Raw genomic sequence first — 15,711 nt, 5'->3', positions numbered from 1 at the left:
GCCGGCTTGGAGAAGCAGATCAGCCGATCACGAACAGCGGCTGGCCGAATTCGACCGGCTGGCCGTTTTCGACGAGAATCTTGGTGACGGTGCCGGAGACGTCGGCATCGATTTCGTTCAGGAGCTTCATCGCTTCGATGATGCACAGGGTGTCGCCTTCCTTGATGCTCTGGCCGACTTCGACGAAGGCGGCGGCGCCAGGCGCGGACGAGCGGTAGAAGGTGCCGACCATCGGCGACTTGACCACGTGGCCGGTCGGTTCGGCGGCGACCGCAGGCGCGGCCGCCGGCGCCGCAGGGGCAGCGGCAGGCGCCGAGTATTGCTGCACGCCCTGATGCGGCAGCATGACCATCTGGTTCTGCGGGATTGCGGACGACTTGACGATGCGAACCTTGCTTTCGCCTTCGGTCACTTCCAGCTCGGCGATGTCCGATTCAGCGACCAGGTCGATCAAGGTCTTGAGTTTTCGTAGATCCATGTGAAACCCCTTGGAATTATTCGTTTTAGAGAGCAGGCCGCTGCGTAGGAATAGGTCGCGCGGCCGCTGTTACATGAAGTTGACGTAGATTAACGCTATTTAAGTGCGAAGTCGATGGCAAACCGATATCCGTCCGCCCCCAGTCCGCAGATCACGCCGCGCGCGATTCCAGACAGATAGGAGTGGTGCCGGAAGGATTCGCGTTGGTGGATATTTGAAATATGCACCTCCACGAAGGGAATGGCCACCGAGGCGAACGCATCGCGCAGGGCTACGCTGGTATGGGTCAGGCCGCCAGGGTTGATGACGATCCAATCCACGCCCTCGGCACGCGCGGCATGGATGCGGTCGATCAACGCTCCTTCATGGTTGCTCTGGAAATATTCCAGCGCCGCGCCGGCCTGGCTGGCCTGGGCGACTGCAGCTTGTTCGATGTCGGCAAGGGTGGTCGTGCCGTACACCGCCGGTTCCCGCGTCCCCAATAAATTGAGGTTGGGGCCGTTCAGCAGCAGTAGCTTTTTCGCCATAGTGAGAGTCTGGTTGCCCGAAAGTCAGGCATTGTGCCGCCTAGCTCAGCTATTGGCAAGCAGTAAAATTGCCGGGCGATAGGCGGAGTTAGCAGCAGTGTCAATCGTACGGTCGTTCGTAATTTGTCGGCTCAGGATTCCAGTTTGGCGAGGTCGGCGCGCAATTCATCGAACTTCAGTTCGCCCAGATAGGTCTTGATCACCTGTCCATCGGCGCCGATCAGCACGGTATATGGCAAGCCGCCATTCGTATTGCCGAACCCGCGCGACAGCTCGGTGCCGCCCATGCCGCCCACGTACAGCGGATAGGTGACATTCATCTTGGCGGCGAATTCACTCATATTGGTAGGCGAATCGATGCCGATGCCGATCACGTTGAAGCGCTTGCCGCCATCCTCGCTGGCCAGGTGCGACAGCTCGGGCATTTCGCGCACGCAGGGGCCGCACCAGGTGGCCCAGAAATTGACGAGCAAGGGCTTGCCCTTCCACTGGGCCAGCGGTTGCGACTTGCCTTCGAGGTCGTTCAGCGACTGTGCATACAGGTTGGTGACCGGGTTGGTGACCTGGCCGTCGCGGGCGACGGTGGCCGGGGCAGGCAGCACGCTTTGCGCCGGCTTCTTGTACACCGCCACCAGGGCGCCCATCACGCCGAACAGCGCGGCGACTGCCGCATACGCGGTCAGATGTTTCTTGTTCATTCGTCAGTTTCCACTCAGTTGGCATTCCTGTCGTCCGCCGCGATCAGCGCGCGCAGGCCGCTCATGTCGATGCGCTGCGCACGGCCGTCGGCGCGCGGCTTGAGGGCGCCGCGCAGGTCCTGGTATTCATACAGTTCGGCATGCACCGTCTCCTTCATCCACGGGAAGGTCACGGTCTCGACCGGCGCATGGCGGCCCCCCTTGAAATGCGGGGTTTCCGAAATATCGATATTAACATTACGGTTGAGCAGGTAGATCTGCACCTCCTTGGCGCTGTCGGCGAACAATTGAAGGTGGATGTCGTCGTGCTCGCCGGCGGTGCCGTTGAGGACCGCGCCGGTGAGATAGGGGTGGAAGTCGGCCAGGGCTTCCATCACCTGCAGCGCGGTCGCGCGCAGGTGCGCCAGGCGCTCGGCATGAAAGGCGCCGCCGAACAGGGCCAGGTACTTGCGCACCTCGTCCTCGACTTGCGCGTCGTCGGGCAGCATGTTCGGTCTCAAAGGGGTGACGCCCAGCACCTGGCGGACGGCCTTGCGGCGAGCGGTATCGAGATCGGCGCCGTCTTGCGCGATCATGCGCGCAGCGGCCAGCGCGATCTCGTTACGCAACTGGAGGAGATCGGTGTTCAGATTCGGCATCATGCCTGGGATCATACTCTTGAACGGAAAATGATAGCGGCTCGGGTAGAATCGCGTATTCGTCCATTCATTCCTGGTTAGACATTCTCTCCATGCACATTCATATCCTCGGCATCTGCGGCACTTTCATGGGCGGCCTGGCCGTCCTGGCCAAGGAAGCGGGCCACCGCGTGACCGGTTGCGACGCCAACGTCTATCCTCCCATGAGCACCCAGCTGGAAGCCCAGGGGATCGAGCTGATCCAGGGCTATGGTCCGGAACAGGTGGCGCTGCAGCCCGACCTGTATGTGATCGGTAATGTCATGACGCGCGGCAATCCGCTGATCGAAGAGATCCTGAACCGCAGCCTGCCCTACGTCTCGGGCCCGCAGTGGATCGGCGAACACATCTTGCGCGAAAAATGGGTGCTGGCCGTGGCCGGCACGCACGGCAAGACCACGACCACCTCGATGCTGGCCTGGATCCTGGAAGACGCGGGCTATGCGCCGGGCTTCCTGATCGGCGGCGTGCCGATGAATTTCGGCGTCTCGGCGCGCCTGCATGGCGACCAGCCGAGCGACTTCTTCGTGATCGAAGCCGACGAATACGACACCGCCTTCTTCGACAAGCGCAGCAAGTTCGTGCACTACCACGCCAAGACCGCGGTGCTCAACAACCTGGAATACGACCACGCCGACATCTTCCCCGATATCGGCGCCATCGAGACCCAGTTCCACCACCTGGTGCGCACCGTGCCGGGCGTGGGCCGGCTGGTCGTGAATGGCGATGAAGCGTCGATCGGCCGCGTGCTCAAGCGCGGCTGCTGGAGCGACAAGGAAAGCTTCGGGTCGGCCGACGGCGTCGACTGGACCATGGTCGAGCATCCGGGCGGCGCCAGTTTCGACGTCCTGTTCAAGGGCGACCTTCAGGGCACCGTGCACTGGGACCTGACGGGCAAGCATAACCGCTCGAACGCGCTGGCCGCGATCGCCGCCGCCCGCCATGTCGGCGTGCCCGTGGCCCAGGCGATCGACTCGCTGGCGCGTTTCCAGAACGTCAAGCGGCGCATGGAAGTGCGCGGCGTGGTCAATAACATCACCGTGGTCGACGACTTCGCCCACCATCCGACGGCGATCGCTGCCACGGTCGGCGGCCTGCGTCAAAGGATTGGACCAAGCGTTGGCACGGGCGGGCGCATCCTGGCCGTGCTCGAGCCGCGTTCGAACACGATGAAGCTGGGCGCCATGAAGGATGCGCTGCCGGGCAGCCTGAAGGATGCCGACCTGGTGTTCGGCTTCGGCAGCCAGCAGGCGCTGGGCTGGTCGCTGGCCGACGCCTTGACACCGCTGGGCAAGATCGCGCACAGCTTCGACCAGATCGACTATATGGTGCAGGCCATCGTGCAGCAAGCGCAGCCGGGCGACTACATCCTCGTGATGAGTAATGGCGGCTTTGGCGGCGTGCACCAGAAACTGCTGGACGCGCTGGCGCCATGAGCCAGGCGCCTTACCTGCTGTACCTGCATGGCTTTCGCTCCTCGCCGCGCTCGTTCAAGGCGCGCGTGGTGCAGGAGCGGCTCGCGCAGGCCGGCATGGGAGAACGCCTGATCTGCCCGCAGCTGCCGGCGTCGCCGAAGGCGGCGATGGAGCTCGCGCTGGCGCTGGCCGAACGCCATGCGCCCAATCAGTTAGCCATCGTCGGCTCGTCGCTGGGCGGCTTTTATGCATGCTGGCTGGCCGAGCGCCTGGGCGTGCGCGCGGTCGTCGTCAATCCCGCGGTCGACCCGACCCGCAACCTGGAACAACATGTCGGCTTGACCACCGCCTGGCATTCCGACGAACCGTTCGAGTTCCGCCAGGAGTACGTCGGCGAGCTGCAGGCGCTGCGCGTGGCGCGGATCACCCGCCCGGAGCGGTACTTCCTGCTGGCCGCGACCGGCGACGAAGTGCTGGACTACCGCGACATGGTGGCCCACTATGCGGGAGCGCGCCAGCACGTGATCGAGGGCAGCGACCATGCGATCCCGGAATTCGCGCAGTATGTGGACGAGGTGCTGGCGTTTTGCGGTCTGAAACCGGTGGACGCGGCGCAGTGAAGGGCCGCAGTGAAGGGCGCGCAGTGAAGGACGCGCGGTGAAGCGTAAATCGTTGCGCCTGGCTGCGTGGCAGCCGCATGCGCGCGCGCTGCGCGCGCCGCAGCGCATGCGCGACTGGCTGGTCACGCCCGGTTCGCTGACGGCGCGCCTGGTGTCCAGCAGCGCCGCGTTCCGGGTGCGCCGCCTGCACCAGCGCAGCGCGCCATGCCTGATGGATGAAGCCGCGGCGATCGGCCTTGCGCGCGCGCAGCGGGTCTGGGAACGCGAAGTGCTGCTCGAGTGCGACGGCGCGCCGGTGGTATTCGCCCACACGGTGGTGCCGATGGAGTGCGATGCCGCCGATTGGCCGCTGTTCTCGGCGCTGGGTGAGCGCTCGCTGGGCAGCACGCTGTTCTACGATCCGCTGGTGCGGCGTGGGCCACTGGAATTTGCGCGTCTGTCTGCCGACCATCCGCTGGTGCGCCGTGCGCACGCCGCGCTCGGCAAGCAAGGCGACGCTGACAAGCACATTTATTACGCGCGGCGCTGCGTCTATCGCCGCCGTCAAGGCCTGCTCCTGGTCACCGAGGTATTCTTGCCCGCGGTGCTGGAACTGGGAGCGGCTGCAACCATGAAGAACACTACTTAACTATGAACGTATTTTTCGAGGAATCGGGCGACTTCAAGGTCGGCGCCATCCTGTCGCAAGCGGGCGAGGCCTACCAGGTGGAGATGCCGAGCGGCAAACGCACCAAGGTCAAGACGCGCGACGTGCTGCTGCAGTTCGACAAGCCCGAGCCGCAAGCGTTGCTGGACGCGGCCAAGGCAATCGTTCAGGAGGTTGATCTTGATTTCCTGTGGGAAGTCGCTGGCGAAGAAGAATTCGGTTTCGCCGAGCTGGGCCTCGAGTATTTCGGCCACGCGCCGCTGCCGCACGAAGCCGCCGGCCTGGTGCTGGCCCTGCATGGCGCCCCCATCTATTTTCACAAGAAAGGCCGTGGCCGCTACAAGGCGGCGCCTGAACAGTCGCTGAAGGCGGCGCTGGCCGGCATCGAAAAGAAGAAGCAGCAGGCCATCGTGCAGGCCGGCTATGTGGATGAACTGAAGGCGGGCAAGCTGCCGCAGCCGATGCAGCAGATCGTGCACCAGCTGCTGTTCAAGCCCGACAAGAACACCATCGAATACAAGGCCTTCGAGACGGCGGCCAGCGAACTGCAGACCAGCCCGCCGCGCCTGATGCTCGACGTCGGCGGCCTGGAGTCGCCGAAAGAGCTGCACATGGGCCGCTTCCTGTTCGAGCACTTCCCGCGCGGCGCCGGTTTCGCGCCCGTGGAGGTCCCGAAGGCACCGGGCGGCCTGCCGCTGGCCGCCGTCGCCGCCTTCTCGATCGACGACGTCACCACCACCGAGATCGACGACGCGTTTTCGGTCGTGCGCCTGGATGACGGCAGCGTGCAGGTCGGCATCCACATCGCCGCGCCGGGCCTGGGCATCCGCCCGGACGACGCGATCGACAAGATCGCGCGCGCGCGCATGTCCACCGTGTATATGCCGGGCGACAAGATCACCATGCTGCCGGACGAGGTAGTCAATGCGTTTACGCTCGCCGAAGGCAGCGATTGCCCGGCCTTGTCGCTGTACGCCGTGCTCGACCCTGCCGACTGGAGCGTCAAGTCGACCACGACCCGCGCCGAGCGCGTGCCGATCAAGAACAATCTGCGCCACAACGACCTCGATCACGTGGTCAACGAAGAGACGTTGGAGAGCGGCGAGGGCGACTATCCGCACAAGGACGAACTGGGCCTGCTGTGGAAGTGGGCGCTGCAGCTGGAAGCGGGCCGCATGAAGAAGCGCGAAGCCTTCGGCCTCAAGCCCGAACAGGCGAACCGGGTCGACTTCAATTTCTACGTCGAGGACGACGTGGTCTCGATCGTGCGCCGCAAGCGCGGCGCGCCGCTGGACAAGATCGTGGCCGAGCTGATGATCTTCGCCAACAGCACCTGGGGCAAGCTGCTGCACGATTCGGGCGTGCCGGGCATCTATCGCTCGCAGACGCCGGGCGCCGGCGGCTGGGCCGCCAAGATGCAGGTGCGCATGGTCACGCACGCGGCGCCGCACCAGGGCCTGGGCGTGGACCAGTACGCCTGGAGCACCTCGCCGCTGCGCCGGTATACCGACCTGGTCAACCAGTGGCAGATCCTGGCCGCCGCCGAGCACGGCGTGACGGCGCCGCTGGTGGCCCCGTTCAAGCACCGCGACGCGACCCTGTTCTCCATCGTCTCGGGATTCGATGCCGCCTATGCGGCGTACAACGACTTCCAGCAGAACATGGAGCGCTACTGGTGCCTGCGCTGGCTGGGGCAAGAGAAGGTGAAGCAGGCCGACGCCGTCGTGCTCAAGGATGAGCTGGTGCGCCTGGTCGACGTGCCGCTGGTGGTGCGCCTGACCGGCATGCCGCAAGTGGCGCGCGGCGCGCAAGTCAAGCTCGACATCGTGCGCTGGGACGAGGTCGACCTGCAGCTCGAAGCGCGCCTGCTCGAAGTGGCGGCCGCCGAGCCGGACGCTGCGCTCGACGACGAGGAAGAAGCGGACACCGGCGAAGCGGCCGTGGCCGAGGTGGTCGAGGCCGAAGGCGCGGTGGCGGCGGTTGATACCGGGGACGCGCCGGCGCCGGCGCCGGCGTCGGCGTCGTAGGGGCGGCCTCGGCGGCCCGCGGTTCGCCGCCGACGCGGTGATGGTGATCGGCACCGATTTCGAATCGGATGATCTCGCCGCTAACCGTCACTAGACAGCAACGACATCCAGCTCGCGTCCGAGCGCGGCCATCGCGTTCGCGACGGTATCGATCTTCGTATTATGGCCCAGGTCGATAATGCGATTCACTTCCTGAGGCTTAATTCCCATGAGACGGGCCAACTGGGAAGGACCGACCTGGCGCTCGATCATCGCGTTCAGAAGCAGCACCTTGGCCGACACGCTTAATGGTAACGCGACCAGGCGTTCGCCTCTGCGTGCTTTCGAAGGCGCGGGCACGGGCCGGCTATCCTCAAAGTAGAAGTCCATCGCGCTAACGAGCGCATCTTGCGCCTCCCTGAGCGATTCCTCCTCATCGTCGCCTTGGGTAATCGCCTCAGGGATATCTCGAAACGTGATAACGAATCCGCCTTCTTCGGCCGGGCTAAAGGTTGCAGGATATTTCATACACACTCCATGGCTTGCATTTAATTTACTGAGTTACGGTGCTCCGTGACAAAGACTTGAGCGGGCAATTTAATCGGGCTATTACTTCAGCTTTAACTGCTTCTTTACGCCCTCGACAAGGCCTGTCTTGAGCTCCTTGCTCGGGTGCCTCGGCAGGATGGTCTGCTGTCCGTTGAGGTAGACCTTCAAGTGGTTGGTGCCATCCTTGAACGTCGCGCCCTGAAGCTTCAGCCACCTGACGAACTCGCTCTGTTTCACCGCGTGTCCCCAGTGTGCTTCGACATGCCAAAATTAGACGGATTTGCTTAAGAGTGCAAGCAAAAATTTAAACATATTTGTTTAAAATACCGGTCCCAAAAGTGTCGGTCAGCGGCTATGCTTGCCTGACTTGCAGCGTTGATGTGTCTGGAGTTTGAACAGAACGCGCATCAATTTCGCCAATAAGCGTTGTCGAACCAACCACGTTCCGCATCCCCCAGATTGTTCGCCCCCCTCATCCGTTCGCGTCGAGGTAGAATGGATCAATTCTCTGATTCAATTGCCCCACCAGGCCACCCGTAGCGCGTGAAGTCCTTTCTCCAACATCGTCCCCTGATGATCGCCCTGGCCGTATCGGTGGCAGCCCACGCAGGGCTGCTGGCGCTGCGCTTCGCCGCGCCGGAGGCGTTCCGCCACCAGCCGGCCGATCCCGGACTGGAAGTGGTGCTGGTCAATGCCAAGCATGACAAGGCGCCAGCCAAGGCCGACGCGCTGGCCCAGGCCAACCTGGACGGCGGCGGCACGGCCGAGCTTGGTCGCGCCAAGTCGCCGCTGCCCGACCTGCGCAAGGTCGAGGACGGCGACAGCATCAAGGCCCTGCAGCGCCGCATCGCCGAACTCGAGCGCTTGCAACAGAACGTGCTGACGCGCGCGCGCAGCGGCGGCAATTTCACCGCGCCGCCGGTCACCGAGCGCGAACAGCCCGATCCGACCCGCACGGGCAACGACAACCTCGACACCGCACGCGCCATTTCGCGCACCAGCGCCGAGATCTTCGAGCGCATCGAGGAAGAAAACCGCCGCCCCAAGCGCACGCAGATCACGCCCAGTACGCGCCAGGTCGGCTACGCGCTGTACTACAAGGCGATGCAAAAGCGCATCGAGGAAGTCGGCACGCTGAATTTCCCGCAGCAGGCGGGGCGCAAGCTGTATGGCGACCTGGTGGTCTACATCCCCGTGTTCCAGGACGGCACCCTGTACCTGGGCGATGGCGGCCCACGCGTCGAACGCAGCTCGGGCAACCCGGCCCTCGACAAGGCCGCGCTCGAGATCGTGCGCCGCTCGGCCCCGTTCGGCGCCTTCCCGGCCAATATGCGCACCCAGGGCAAGGACGACCTGTGGGAAGTGTTCACCCGTTTCCGTTTCACCCGTGAGGACAAGATGCAGGCAACCCTTGGCGAGGCCAGGCAATGAGCGGCCCTGTGACCGATAGATATTGCGTCATCGGCAATCCGATCGCCCACAGCAAATCCCCGCAGATCCACGCCGCCTTTGCGCTGCAGACCGGCCAGGACCTGACCTATGAGCGCTGCCTGGCGCCGCTGGACGGCTTCGAGGCCACCGTGCGGCGCCTGATCGCCGAAGGCTGGCGCGGCGCCAACGTCACGCTGCCGTTCAAGCTCGAGGCGGCGCGGCTGGCGACCCGGCTGGCGCCGCGCGCCCGCGCCGCCGGCGCCGTGAACACCCTGGTTTTCGACCAGGGCGAGATCGTCGGCGACAACACCGACGGTCCCGGCCTGGTGGCCGACATCGTGCGCAATGCCGGCGTGCCGCTGGCCGACAAACGCATCCTGTTGCTGGGCGCCGGCGGCGCCGCGCGCGGCGCGCTGCTGCCGCTCCTGGCGGAAAACCCGCGCCAGATCGTCATCGCCAACCGCACGCTGGCGACCGCGCAGCATCTGGCGGCCGATTTCGCGGCGCACGCGGACCGGCTGGCGGTGAGCGGCTTCGCCGACGTGCAGGGCCACTTCGACGTGGTCATCAACGCCACCTCCGCCAGCCTGGCGGCCGACGTGCCGCCCGTGCCGCCGGCGGTATTCGGCCCCGGCGTGCTGGCGCTGGACATGATGTACGGGAAGGAGCCGACCGTGTTCATGGCATTCGCCGCGCGCCAGGGCGCCGATGTGCGCGACGGCCTGGGCATGCTGGTCGAGCAGGCGGCCGAAGCCTTCCTGCTGTGGCGCGGCGTGCGGCCGGAGACGAATGCCGTGCTGGCCGCGATGCGCCAGGCAGGCTGACCATGGCCAGGTCACGCAAGGCCGCGCCGACGCGGCGCCGCTGGATCAAGTGGATTTTTTTGGCCCCGCTACTGCTGGTGCTGCTGGTCCAGTTGTATTTCTTTGCGATGGTGTGCTGGTATTCGCAGTTCAATCCCGGCTCGACCAGCTTCATGCGCGAGCAGCTGTCCCAGCTGCGCGAAAAGAATCCGAACGCGACCCTCAAGCACCAGTGGGTGCCTTATGACCGCATCTCGCGCAACCTGAAGCGCGCGGTGGTGGCCTCGGAAGACGCCAACTTCAGCGTCCACGGCGGCGTGGACTGGGAAGCGATCGAGCGCGCCTATGAGCGCAACAACCGGCGCAGCAAGGTGGTCGGCGGCGGCTCGACCATCACCCAGCAGCTGGCCAAGAACCTGTTCCTGTCCGGCTCGCGCAGCTATGTGCGCAAGGGCCAGGAAATGGTGATCGCCTTCATGCTCGAGACGGTGATGAGCAAGGAGCGCATCCTCGAGCTCTACCTGAACGTGGTCGAATTCGGCCGCGGCGTATTCGGCGCCGAGGCGGCGGCGCGTTACTACTACAAGACGTCGGCGGCCAACCTGAGCCAGGCCCAGGCCGCCCGGCTGGCGGTGATGCTGCCCAATCCGCGCTATTACGACAAGCACCGCTCAACCAATTACCTGCAGCGGCGCACCAACGCGATCCTGCGCCAGATGCGGTTCGCCGAGGTGCCTTGATCCGGGCTGCCGGGCGAACGACCGTCCGCTAATTTGTGTTTCAGGCGAAATTGTCGGTACGGGGTTGGCCCCATGCGGGACGAACGGTTACACTTGCGCTACTTTCCGACCCGGAAAGAAATAGCAAGCGAGATCCGAGCGCATGATCAACGTATTTGTCCTACAGAATGGCCGCCTGAATCAGGCAACGATCGCTTCCCGGGAAGACCTGGAGAACGTCGCGCCGGTGTGGGTCGACCTGACCGACCCGAGCGAGGAAGAGCGCACCTGGGTCAAGGCCAGATACGGCGTGATCCTGCCGGGCGAGGACGAAGTGCAGGACATCGAAGCCTCGGCGCGCTACTACGAGGCCGAAAACGGCGACCTGCACCTGCGCACCGACTTCCTGCTCGAAGAAGAGGACGGCCCGTCGCGGGTGATCACGGTGGCCTTCATCCTGTCCGGCAAAATCCTGTTCTCGGTCCATAACGACGACTTGCCCGTGTTCCGTCTGGTGCGCATGCGCGCTCGCTCGCGGCCCGGCTCGATCGAAGACTATATGGACGTGCTGCTCGACCTGTACGCGACCGACGCCGAATATTCGGCCGACGCGCTGGAAGGCATCTATGAGAGCCTCGAAGAAGTGTCGACCCGCGTGCTGCAGAAGGAATTCACCGACAATGACGCGGCCGCAGCGCTGAACGCCATCGCGCACGAGGAAGACTTGAACGGCCGCATCCGCCGCAACATGATGGACACCCGGCGCGCGGTCAGCTTCCTGATGCGCGGCCGGCTGCTCAACTCGGACCAGTTCGAGGAAGCGCGCCAGATCCTGCGCGACATCGAGTCGCTCGACGGCCACACGTCGTTCCTGTTCGACAAGGTGAACTTCCTGATGGACGCCACCGTCGGCTTCATCAACATCAACCAGAACAAGATCATCAAGATCTTCTCGGTGGCCTCGGTCGCCTTCCTGCCGCCGACCCTGATCGCCAGCCTGTACGGCATGAACTTCGCTCTGATGCCGGAACTGAACTGGCGCTTCGGCTATCCGTTCGCGATCGCCCTGATGGCGGCCAGCGCGGTGGCGCCGCTGCTGTATTTCCGCCGGCGCGGCTGGCTGAAGTGAAGCGGCAATGACACGGCGCACCTCGGTGCGCCGTGTCGTTTCGCCTTGAAGCGTGCTTACCCGATGCGCTTGAACACGCGGCGCGCCGCTTCGATCGTGGCGTCGATGACGGCGTCGTCGTGCTGGATCGACACGAAGCCGGCTTCGAACATGGCCGGCGCGAAGTACACGCCTTCGTCCAGCATGCCGTGGAAGAAGCGGTTGAAGCGCTCCTTGTCGCCGGCCATCATTTCGCTATAGCTGCCCGGCACGTTCTTCGAGAAGTAGAAGCCGAACATGCCGCCCACCGAATCGCCGCAGAAATCGATGCCGGCTTCCCTGGCCGCCGCCGTCAGGCCCGTCACCAGGCGCTCGGCCGTCGCCGTCAGCTTGTCATAGAAGCCGTCTTCCTGGATCAGCTTCAGCGTGGTCATGCCGGCCGCCACCGCCACCGGGTTGCCCGACAGCGTGCCGGCCTGGTACACAGGGCCGATCGGGGCCATCTTCTGCATCAGGTCCGCGCGCCCGCCGAAGGCCGCCACCGGCATGCCGCCGCCGATCACCTTGCCCAGCGCGGTCAGGTCGGGCGTGATGCCGTACATGCCCTGGGCGCCGTCGAGGCCCACGCGGAAGCCGCACATCACCTCATCGAAGATCAGCACCGCGCCATGTTCGGTGCACAGTTCGCGCATGCGCTCCAGGAACTCCGGGGTGGCGCGGATCAGGTTCATGTTGCCGGCCACCGGCTCCACGATCACGCAGGCGATGGTGTCGCCCATCGAGGCGAAGGCGTCTTCCAGCTGGGCGACGTTGTTGTAGTCGAGCACCAGGGTGTGTTTGACGAAGTCTTCCGGCACGCCGGCCGACGTCGGGTTGCCGAAGGTGAGCAGGCCGCTGCCGGCCTTCACCAGCAGCGAATCGGCGTGGCCGTGGTAGCAGCCTTCGAACTTGACGATCTTGTCGCGGCCGGTGGCGCCGCGCGCCAGGCGCAGCGCGCTCATCGTCGCCTCGGTGCCGGACGAGACCAGGCGCACCTGTTCGATCGACGGCAGCAGGCGGCAGATTTCCTCGGCGATCTCGATCTCGCCTTCGGTCGGGGCGCCGAACGACAGGCCATTGGCAGCGGCGGCCTGCACCGCCTTGACCACTTCGGGCCGGGCGTGGCCGAGGATGGCTGGGCCCCAGGAACCGATGTAGTCGATGTAGCGCTTGCCGTCGGCGTCCCAGAAATACGGGCCCTGGGCGCGCTCGATGAAGCGCGGGGTGCCGCCCACCGAGCGGAAGGCGCGCACCGGCGAGTTGACGCCGCCGGGCGTCGATTGCTGGGCGCGGGCGAACAGGGTGTCGTTGCGCGAGGTGGTGTGTTCAGTGGTCATGATCGGTGCTTCGTGATTGAAAGAACCCGTCCGGCGTGCGACTAGGGACGGAAGAATTTACTGGGAATGAACTTGCCCATGCCGTAGCGCTGCGCATGCTCGAGCGCGCCGGTGGTGTACTCCTGGGCCAGCGCCAGCGCCTGCGGCGCGTCCATGCCGCGCGCCAGGCAGGCGGTGAAGGCCGCCGAATAGGTGTTGCCGGCGCCCAGGAAGGGGCCGGGCAGGTGCTGCCATTCGACCCGCGCGACTTCGCCGCTGGCGTCGTACAGGCGGTTCGAGCAGGCGCCGTGGTCGTCGCGGCTGCCGGTCACCAGCACGTACTGCAGGCCGCTCGACGTGAGCTCGACCAGGTCTTCTTCCAGGTCGCCTTCCTTGCGCTCGGCGCCATCGCGCCACAGTTCGGCCATGCGGCCCAGTTCGGACTCGGACAGGATCAGGGCGGTGGCCTGCGGGGCCAGGATCGAGCGCAGCGCGGACAGCATTTCCTCGTCGCCCAGGCCGGCGTCGGGCAGGGCCGACAGGAACGGGTCGAGGACTAGCGGCGCGTCCGGGTAGTCGGACACGATCTCGGCGATCGCGGCCAGGTGCAGGGCCGAGCCGACGGCGCCGACCTTGAAGGCGGCGATCGGCATGTCTTCCAGCAAGGTACGCGCCTGCTCGGCCATCCAGTCGCTGTCGAGCTCGTACATATTTTCGATGCGTGCGCTGTCCGAGACCAGCAGGCCGGCGATGGCCGACAGTCCATGGCACCCGAGGGCGGAGAACGCGGCGCAGTCCGCCTGCACGCCGACGGCGCCGACGGGATCGCAGACGCCGAAGCTCAGGATGAGGGGGAACGTTTGGTTTTGCACGTCGGGTAGATTAAGATGCCGGATTCCGATTCCACATTTTACTAGATACAAGGATCAATACTGTGAGTACCGAATCCACCGCGACTTTCCAGACCTGGATGTGCCTGATTTGTGGCTGGGTCTATGACGAGGCCGTCGGTGCGCCCGACGATGGCATCGCTCCTGGCACGCGCTGGGCCGACGTTCCGATGAACTGGACGTGTCCGGAATGCGGCGCACGCAAGGACGACTTCGAAATGACGGCAATCTGACGGCAGTCGTGCAATAAAGATCACAACGTGATCAGCTTGATAATGGCATCTCGTCCACGCGCGAGGTGCCACGTTACTCAGTAGTTGACTCTCTGCAACAGTTTGCGCACAAGAAAGATGTGCTGTGCTATCGTGACACTTCAAGCCGAAGTGAAACGAAAATGACGACATCGCCGCAATCCACGGCCCTGACCATCATGGTGATCGACGACAGCAGCACGATCCGCCGCTCTGCCGAGATTTTCCTGAACCAGGCCGGTTACCAGGTGGTGTTGGCCGACGACGGCTTTGACGCCCTGGCCAAGATCAACGACCATCATCCGGCCCTGGTGTTTTGCGACATCCTGATGCCGCGTCTGGACGGTTACCAGACCTGCGCCCTGATCAAGAAGAGCGCGCGCTTTCGCGCGACGCCGGTCCTGATGCTGTCGTCCAAGGATGGGCTGTTCGACCGCGCGCGCGGCGCGATGGTCGGCGCCAGCGCCTACCTGACCAAGCCGTTTACCAAAGACAGCCTGCTGGCGGCCGTGCGCGAGCACGCCATGCCCCAGGACTGACCTACCTCGGAGCCGTAAGTGGCCATCAACAAGATCCTCATCGTCGACGATTCCCCGACCGAACGACTGTACCTGACCGACATCCTGGTGAAGCACGGCTTCGCCGTCAGCACCGCCGTGAGCGGCGACGAAGCGATCGAGCGCATCCGCGCCGAACGCCCCGAACTGATCCTCATGGACGTGGTCATGCCGGGCGCCAACGGCTTCCAGGTGACGCGCGCCCTCGCGCGCGACCCGGAGCTGGCGGCGCTGCCGGTCATCATCTGCAGCAGCAAGAACCAGGAAACCGACCGCATCTGGGGCCTGCGCCAGGGCGCGAAGGACTACCTGGTCAAGCCGGTCGATCCCGAGCGCCTGCTGGCCAGCATCGCGGCCGTGGCGACCGCCGGCGGCGTGAGCGCATGACCACCGTGGCGCAGGCGCACGACGCGGACCGGGAGAGTGACGGGGGCGGCCGGCGCGATCCGGCGGCGCGCCGCACCCGCCTGCGCCTTTACCAGGAGCAGTTGCTGGAAAAGATGCAGGCGGCCAGGACCGGCGCCGGCGCCCGCGCCGGCCAGCTGGGCCTGGCGATCGGCGCCACCCGCTACCTGGTCGACCTGGTCGAGGTCGGCGAGATCGTCGCGCCCGCGCCCCTTACCGCCGTCCCGCTGACCCAGCCCTGGTATCTGGGCCTGGCCAATGTGCGCGGCAGCCTGCTGGGCGTGATCGACCTGGCGCGCTACCTGGGCGAGGAAGCAGCGCCCGATGGCTCCGCGACGCCGCGCCTGGTGGTGTTCGCACCGCACCTCGGCTTCAACTGCGCCTTGCTGGCCTCGAACGTCCACGGACTGCGCCAGGCCAGCGCGATGGAACGCGTGGGCGAAGCCCTGCGCGACGCCGACGGCGGCACATGGACGCCGCTGTCGCTCGCGGCGCTGGTGCGGGAAGAGCGTTTCCTGCGGGTCGCAGGCTAACTTGCACGCTAACAACAACCACACTCACAGCAGGAAACAGGGA

At 65.0% G+C, this 15,711-nt stretch carries 20 protein-coding genes; 12 read left to right on the top strand and 8 right to left on the bottom strand.

Going from position 1 to position 15,711, the window contains the following annotated elements; all coding sequences use genetic code 11:
* Positions 1–19: 19 nt before the first annotated feature.
* The 4 genes from accB to ABIB38_RS09315 all read right to left on the bottom strand — a co-directional run bounded on the left by accB (position 20) and on the right by ABIB38_RS09315 (position 2,344).
* Entirely contained in the window at positions 20–478 is a 459-nt protein-coding gene (gene accB, locus ABIB38_RS09330; RefSeq protein ID WP_429203479.1) for an acetyl-CoA carboxylase biotin carboxyl carrier protein, read from the bottom strand.
* Between the two features lie 95 nt (positions 479–573).
* Positions 574–1,005: a type II 3-dehydroquinate dehydratase gene (aroQ, locus tag ABIB38_RS09325; RefSeq protein WP_429203478.1), complete on the bottom strand. Its 432-nt coding sequence runs from the start codon at positions 1,003–1,005 to the stop codon at positions 574–576.
* A 131-nt stretch (positions 1,006–1,136) separates the two neighbouring features.
* On the bottom strand, positions 1,137–1,703 hold the full coding sequence (locus ABIB38_RS09320; RefSeq protein ID WP_429203477.1) for a TlpA family protein disulfide reductase: 567 nt from the start codon (positions 1,701–1,703) through the stop codon (positions 1,137–1,139).
* Positions 1,704–1,717: 14 nt separating this feature from the next.
* Positions 1,718–2,344: a hypothetical protein gene (locus ABIB38_RS09315; RefSeq protein WP_429203476.1), complete on the bottom strand. Its 627-nt coding sequence runs from the start codon at positions 2,342–2,344 to the stop codon at positions 1,718–1,720.
* An 89-nt stretch (positions 2,345–2,433) separates the two neighbouring features.
* On the opposite strand from ABIB38_RS09315, the gene mpl reads away from it, so the two are divergent.
* From mpl to ABIB38_RS09295, 4 genes are read left to right on the top strand one after another with little or no spacing between them, the layout of a single operon-like run.
* Positions 2,434–3,816: a UDP-N-acetylmuramate:L-alanyl-gamma-D-glutamyl-meso-diaminopimelate ligase gene (gene mpl / locus ABIB38_RS09310; RefSeq protein WP_429203475.1), complete on the top strand. Its 1,383-nt coding sequence runs from the start codon at positions 2,434–2,436 to the stop codon at positions 3,814–3,816.
* The gene (locus ABIB38_RS09305; protein WP_429203474.1) at positions 3,813–4,415 is read left to right on the top strand and encodes a YqiA/YcfP family alpha/beta fold hydrolase; all 603 of its coding nucleotides are present in this window, start codon (positions 3,813–3,815) and stop codon (positions 4,413–4,415) included. Before mpl ends, ABIB38_RS09305 begins: the two co-directional genes overlap by 4 nt.
* A 37-nt stretch (positions 4,416–4,452) precedes the next feature.
* Positions 4,453–5,043, top strand: coding sequence for a chorismate--pyruvate lyase family protein (locus ABIB38_RS09300; protein ID WP_429203473.1), 591 nt, complete (start codon positions 4,453–4,455; stop codon positions 5,041–5,043).
* A 2-nt stretch (positions 5,044–5,045) separates the two neighbouring features.
* Positions 5,046–7,088 carry a ribonuclease catalytic domain-containing protein gene (locus tag ABIB38_RS09295; protein ID WP_429203472.1) on the top strand — a complete coding sequence of 681 codons (2,043 nt, stop codon included), beginning with the start codon at positions 5,046–5,048 and terminating at the stop codon, positions 7,086–7,088.
* Between the two features lie 90 nt (positions 7,089–7,178).
* Here ABIB38_RS09295 and ABIB38_RS09290 read toward each other — a convergent pair whose 3' ends face one another.
* Complete coding sequence (locus ABIB38_RS09290; protein WP_429203471.1) at positions 7,179–7,595, bottom strand: type II toxin-antitoxin system HicB family antitoxin; 417 nt, start codon at positions 7,593–7,595, stop codon at positions 7,179–7,181.
* A gap of 81 nt (positions 7,596–7,676) precedes the next feature.
* The gene (locus tag ABIB38_RS09285) at positions 7,677–7,853 is read right to left on the bottom strand and encodes a type II toxin-antitoxin system HicA family toxin (protein ID WP_147933330.1); all 177 of its coding nucleotides are present in this window, start codon (positions 7,851–7,853) and stop codon (positions 7,677–7,679) included.
* Positions 7,854–8,189: 336 nt separating this feature from the next.
* On the opposite strand from ABIB38_RS09285, the gene ABIB38_RS09280 reads away from it, so the two are divergent.
* The 4 genes from ABIB38_RS09280 (at position 8,190) to corA (ending at position 11,698) form a co-directional block, all read left to right on the top strand.
* A complete protein-coding gene (locus ABIB38_RS09280) occupies positions 8,190–9,047 on the top strand; it encodes a TonB C-terminal domain-containing protein (RefSeq protein ID WP_429203703.1) in 858 nt (285 codons plus the stop codon).
* A complete protein-coding gene (aroE, locus tag ABIB38_RS09275) occupies positions 9,044–9,871 on the top strand; it encodes a shikimate dehydrogenase (protein WP_429203470.1) in 828 nt (275 codons plus the stop codon). Before ABIB38_RS09280 ends, aroE begins: the two co-directional genes overlap by 4 nt.
* Positions 9,872–9,873: 2 nt before the next feature.
* Positions 9,874–10,590 (top strand): monofunctional biosynthetic peptidoglycan transglycosylase, encoded by a 717-nt coding sequence (mtgA, locus tag ABIB38_RS09270; RefSeq protein ID WP_429203469.1) that lies wholly within the window; start codon positions 9,874–9,876, stop codon positions 10,588–10,590.
* 142 nt (positions 10,591–10,732) lie between these two features.
* On the top strand, positions 10,733–11,698 hold the full coding sequence (gene corA / locus ABIB38_RS09265) for a magnesium/cobalt transporter CorA (protein WP_429203468.1): 966 nt from the start codon (positions 10,733–10,735) through the stop codon (positions 11,696–11,698).
* 56 nt (positions 11,699–11,754) lie between these two features.
* On the opposite strand, the gene hemL is transcribed toward corA, so the two are convergent.
* Both hemL and thiD read right to left on the bottom strand, forming a co-directional pair.
* Positions 11,755–13,053: a glutamate-1-semialdehyde 2,1-aminomutase gene (gene hemL / locus ABIB38_RS09260; protein WP_429203467.1), complete on the bottom strand. Its 1,299-nt coding sequence runs from the start codon at positions 13,051–13,053 to the stop codon at positions 11,755–11,757.
* A 41-nt stretch (positions 13,054–13,094) separates the two neighbouring features.
* Positions 13,095–13,904: a bifunctional hydroxymethylpyrimidine kinase/phosphomethylpyrimidine kinase gene (gene thiD / locus ABIB38_RS09255; protein WP_429203466.1), complete on the bottom strand. Its 810-nt coding sequence runs from the start codon at positions 13,902–13,904 to the stop codon at positions 13,095–13,097.
* Between the two features lie 98 nt (positions 13,905–14,002).
* On the opposite strand from thiD, the gene ABIB38_RS09250 reads away from it, so the two are divergent.
* From ABIB38_RS09250 to ABIB38_RS09235, 4 genes are all read left to right on the top strand, one after another.
* On the top strand, positions 14,003–14,155 hold the full coding sequence (locus ABIB38_RS09250) for a rubredoxin (RefSeq protein WP_040775196.1): 153 nt from the start codon (positions 14,003–14,005) through the stop codon (positions 14,153–14,155).
* Positions 14,156–14,316: 161 nt separating this feature from the next.
* Entirely contained in the window at positions 14,317–14,712 is a 396-nt protein-coding gene (locus ABIB38_RS09245) for a response regulator (protein ID WP_005665305.1), read from the top strand.
* An 18-nt stretch (positions 14,713–14,730) separates the two neighbouring features.
* Entirely contained in the window at positions 14,731–15,117 is a 387-nt protein-coding gene (locus ABIB38_RS09240) for a response regulator (protein WP_429203465.1), read from the top strand.
* Positions 15,114–15,668: a chemotaxis protein CheW gene (locus ABIB38_RS09235; RefSeq protein WP_429203464.1), complete on the top strand. Its 555-nt coding sequence runs from the start codon at positions 15,114–15,116 to the stop codon at positions 15,666–15,668. Before ABIB38_RS09240 ends, ABIB38_RS09235 begins: the two co-directional genes overlap by 4 nt.
* Positions 15,669–15,711 lie beyond the last annotated feature (43 nt).

Source organism: Massilia sp. UYP11, assembly GCF_050434805.1.
Lineage (GTDB): Bacteria > Pseudomonadota > Gammaproteobacteria > Burkholderiales > Burkholderiaceae_D > Telluria.
This window is presented reverse-complemented; position numbering and strand designations above follow the sequence as displayed.

Coding starts and splice junctions, on each gene's coding strand:
- corA (WP_429203468.1), top strand. CDS start 10,733: ATGATCAACGTATTTGTCCTACAGAATGGCCGCCTGAATCAGGCAACG.
- ABIB38_RS09290 (WP_429203471.1), bottom strand. CDS start 7,595: ATGAAATATCCTGCAACCTTTAGCCCGGCCGAAGAAGGCGGATTCGTT.
- mtgA (WP_429203469.1), top strand. CDS start 9,874: ATGGCCAGGTCACGCAAGGCCGCGCCGACGCGGCGCCGCTGGATCAAG.
- ABIB38_RS09235 (WP_429203464.1), top strand. CDS start 15,114: ATGACCACCGTGGCGCAGGCGCACGACGCGGACCGGGAGAGTGACGGG.
- aroE (WP_429203470.1), top strand. CDS start 9,044: ATGAGCGGCCCTGTGACCGATAGATATTGCGTCATCGGCAATCCGATC.
- ABIB38_RS09305 (WP_429203474.1), top strand. CDS start 3,813: ATGAGCCAGGCGCCTTACCTGCTGTACCTGCATGGCTTTCGCTCCTCG.
- mpl (WP_429203475.1), top strand. CDS start 2,434: ATGCACATTCATATCCTCGGCATCTGCGGCACTTTCATGGGCGGCCTG.
- hemL (WP_429203467.1), bottom strand. CDS start 13,053: ATGACCACTGAACACACCACCTCGCGCAACGACACCCTGTTCGCCCGC.
- ABIB38_RS09245 (WP_005665305.1), top strand. CDS start 14,317: ATGACGACATCGCCGCAATCCACGGCCCTGACCATCATGGTGATCGAC.
- aroQ (WP_429203478.1), bottom strand. CDS start 1,005: ATGGCGAAAAAGCTACTGCTGCTGAACGGCCCCAACCTCAATTTATTG.
- ABIB38_RS09295 (WP_429203472.1), top strand. CDS start 5,046: ATGAACGTATTTTTCGAGGAATCGGGCGACTTCAAGGTCGGCGCCATC.
- ABIB38_RS09250 (WP_040775196.1), top strand. CDS start 14,003: ATGTGCCTGATTTGTGGCTGGGTCTATGACGAGGCCGTCGGTGCGCCC.
- ABIB38_RS09280 (WP_429203703.1), top strand. CDS start 8,190: ATGATCGCCCTGGCCGTATCGGTGGCAGCCCACGCAGGGCTGCTGGCG.
- accB (WP_429203479.1), bottom strand. CDS start 478: ATGGATCTACGAAAACTCAAGACCTTGATCGACCTGGTCGCTGAATCG.
- ABIB38_RS09315 (WP_429203476.1), bottom strand. CDS start 2,344: ATGATGCCGAATCTGAACACCGATCTCCTCCAGTTGCGTAACGAGATC.
- ABIB38_RS09320 (WP_429203477.1), bottom strand. CDS start 1,703: ATGAACAAGAAACATCTGACCGCGTATGCGGCAGTCGCCGCGCTGTTC.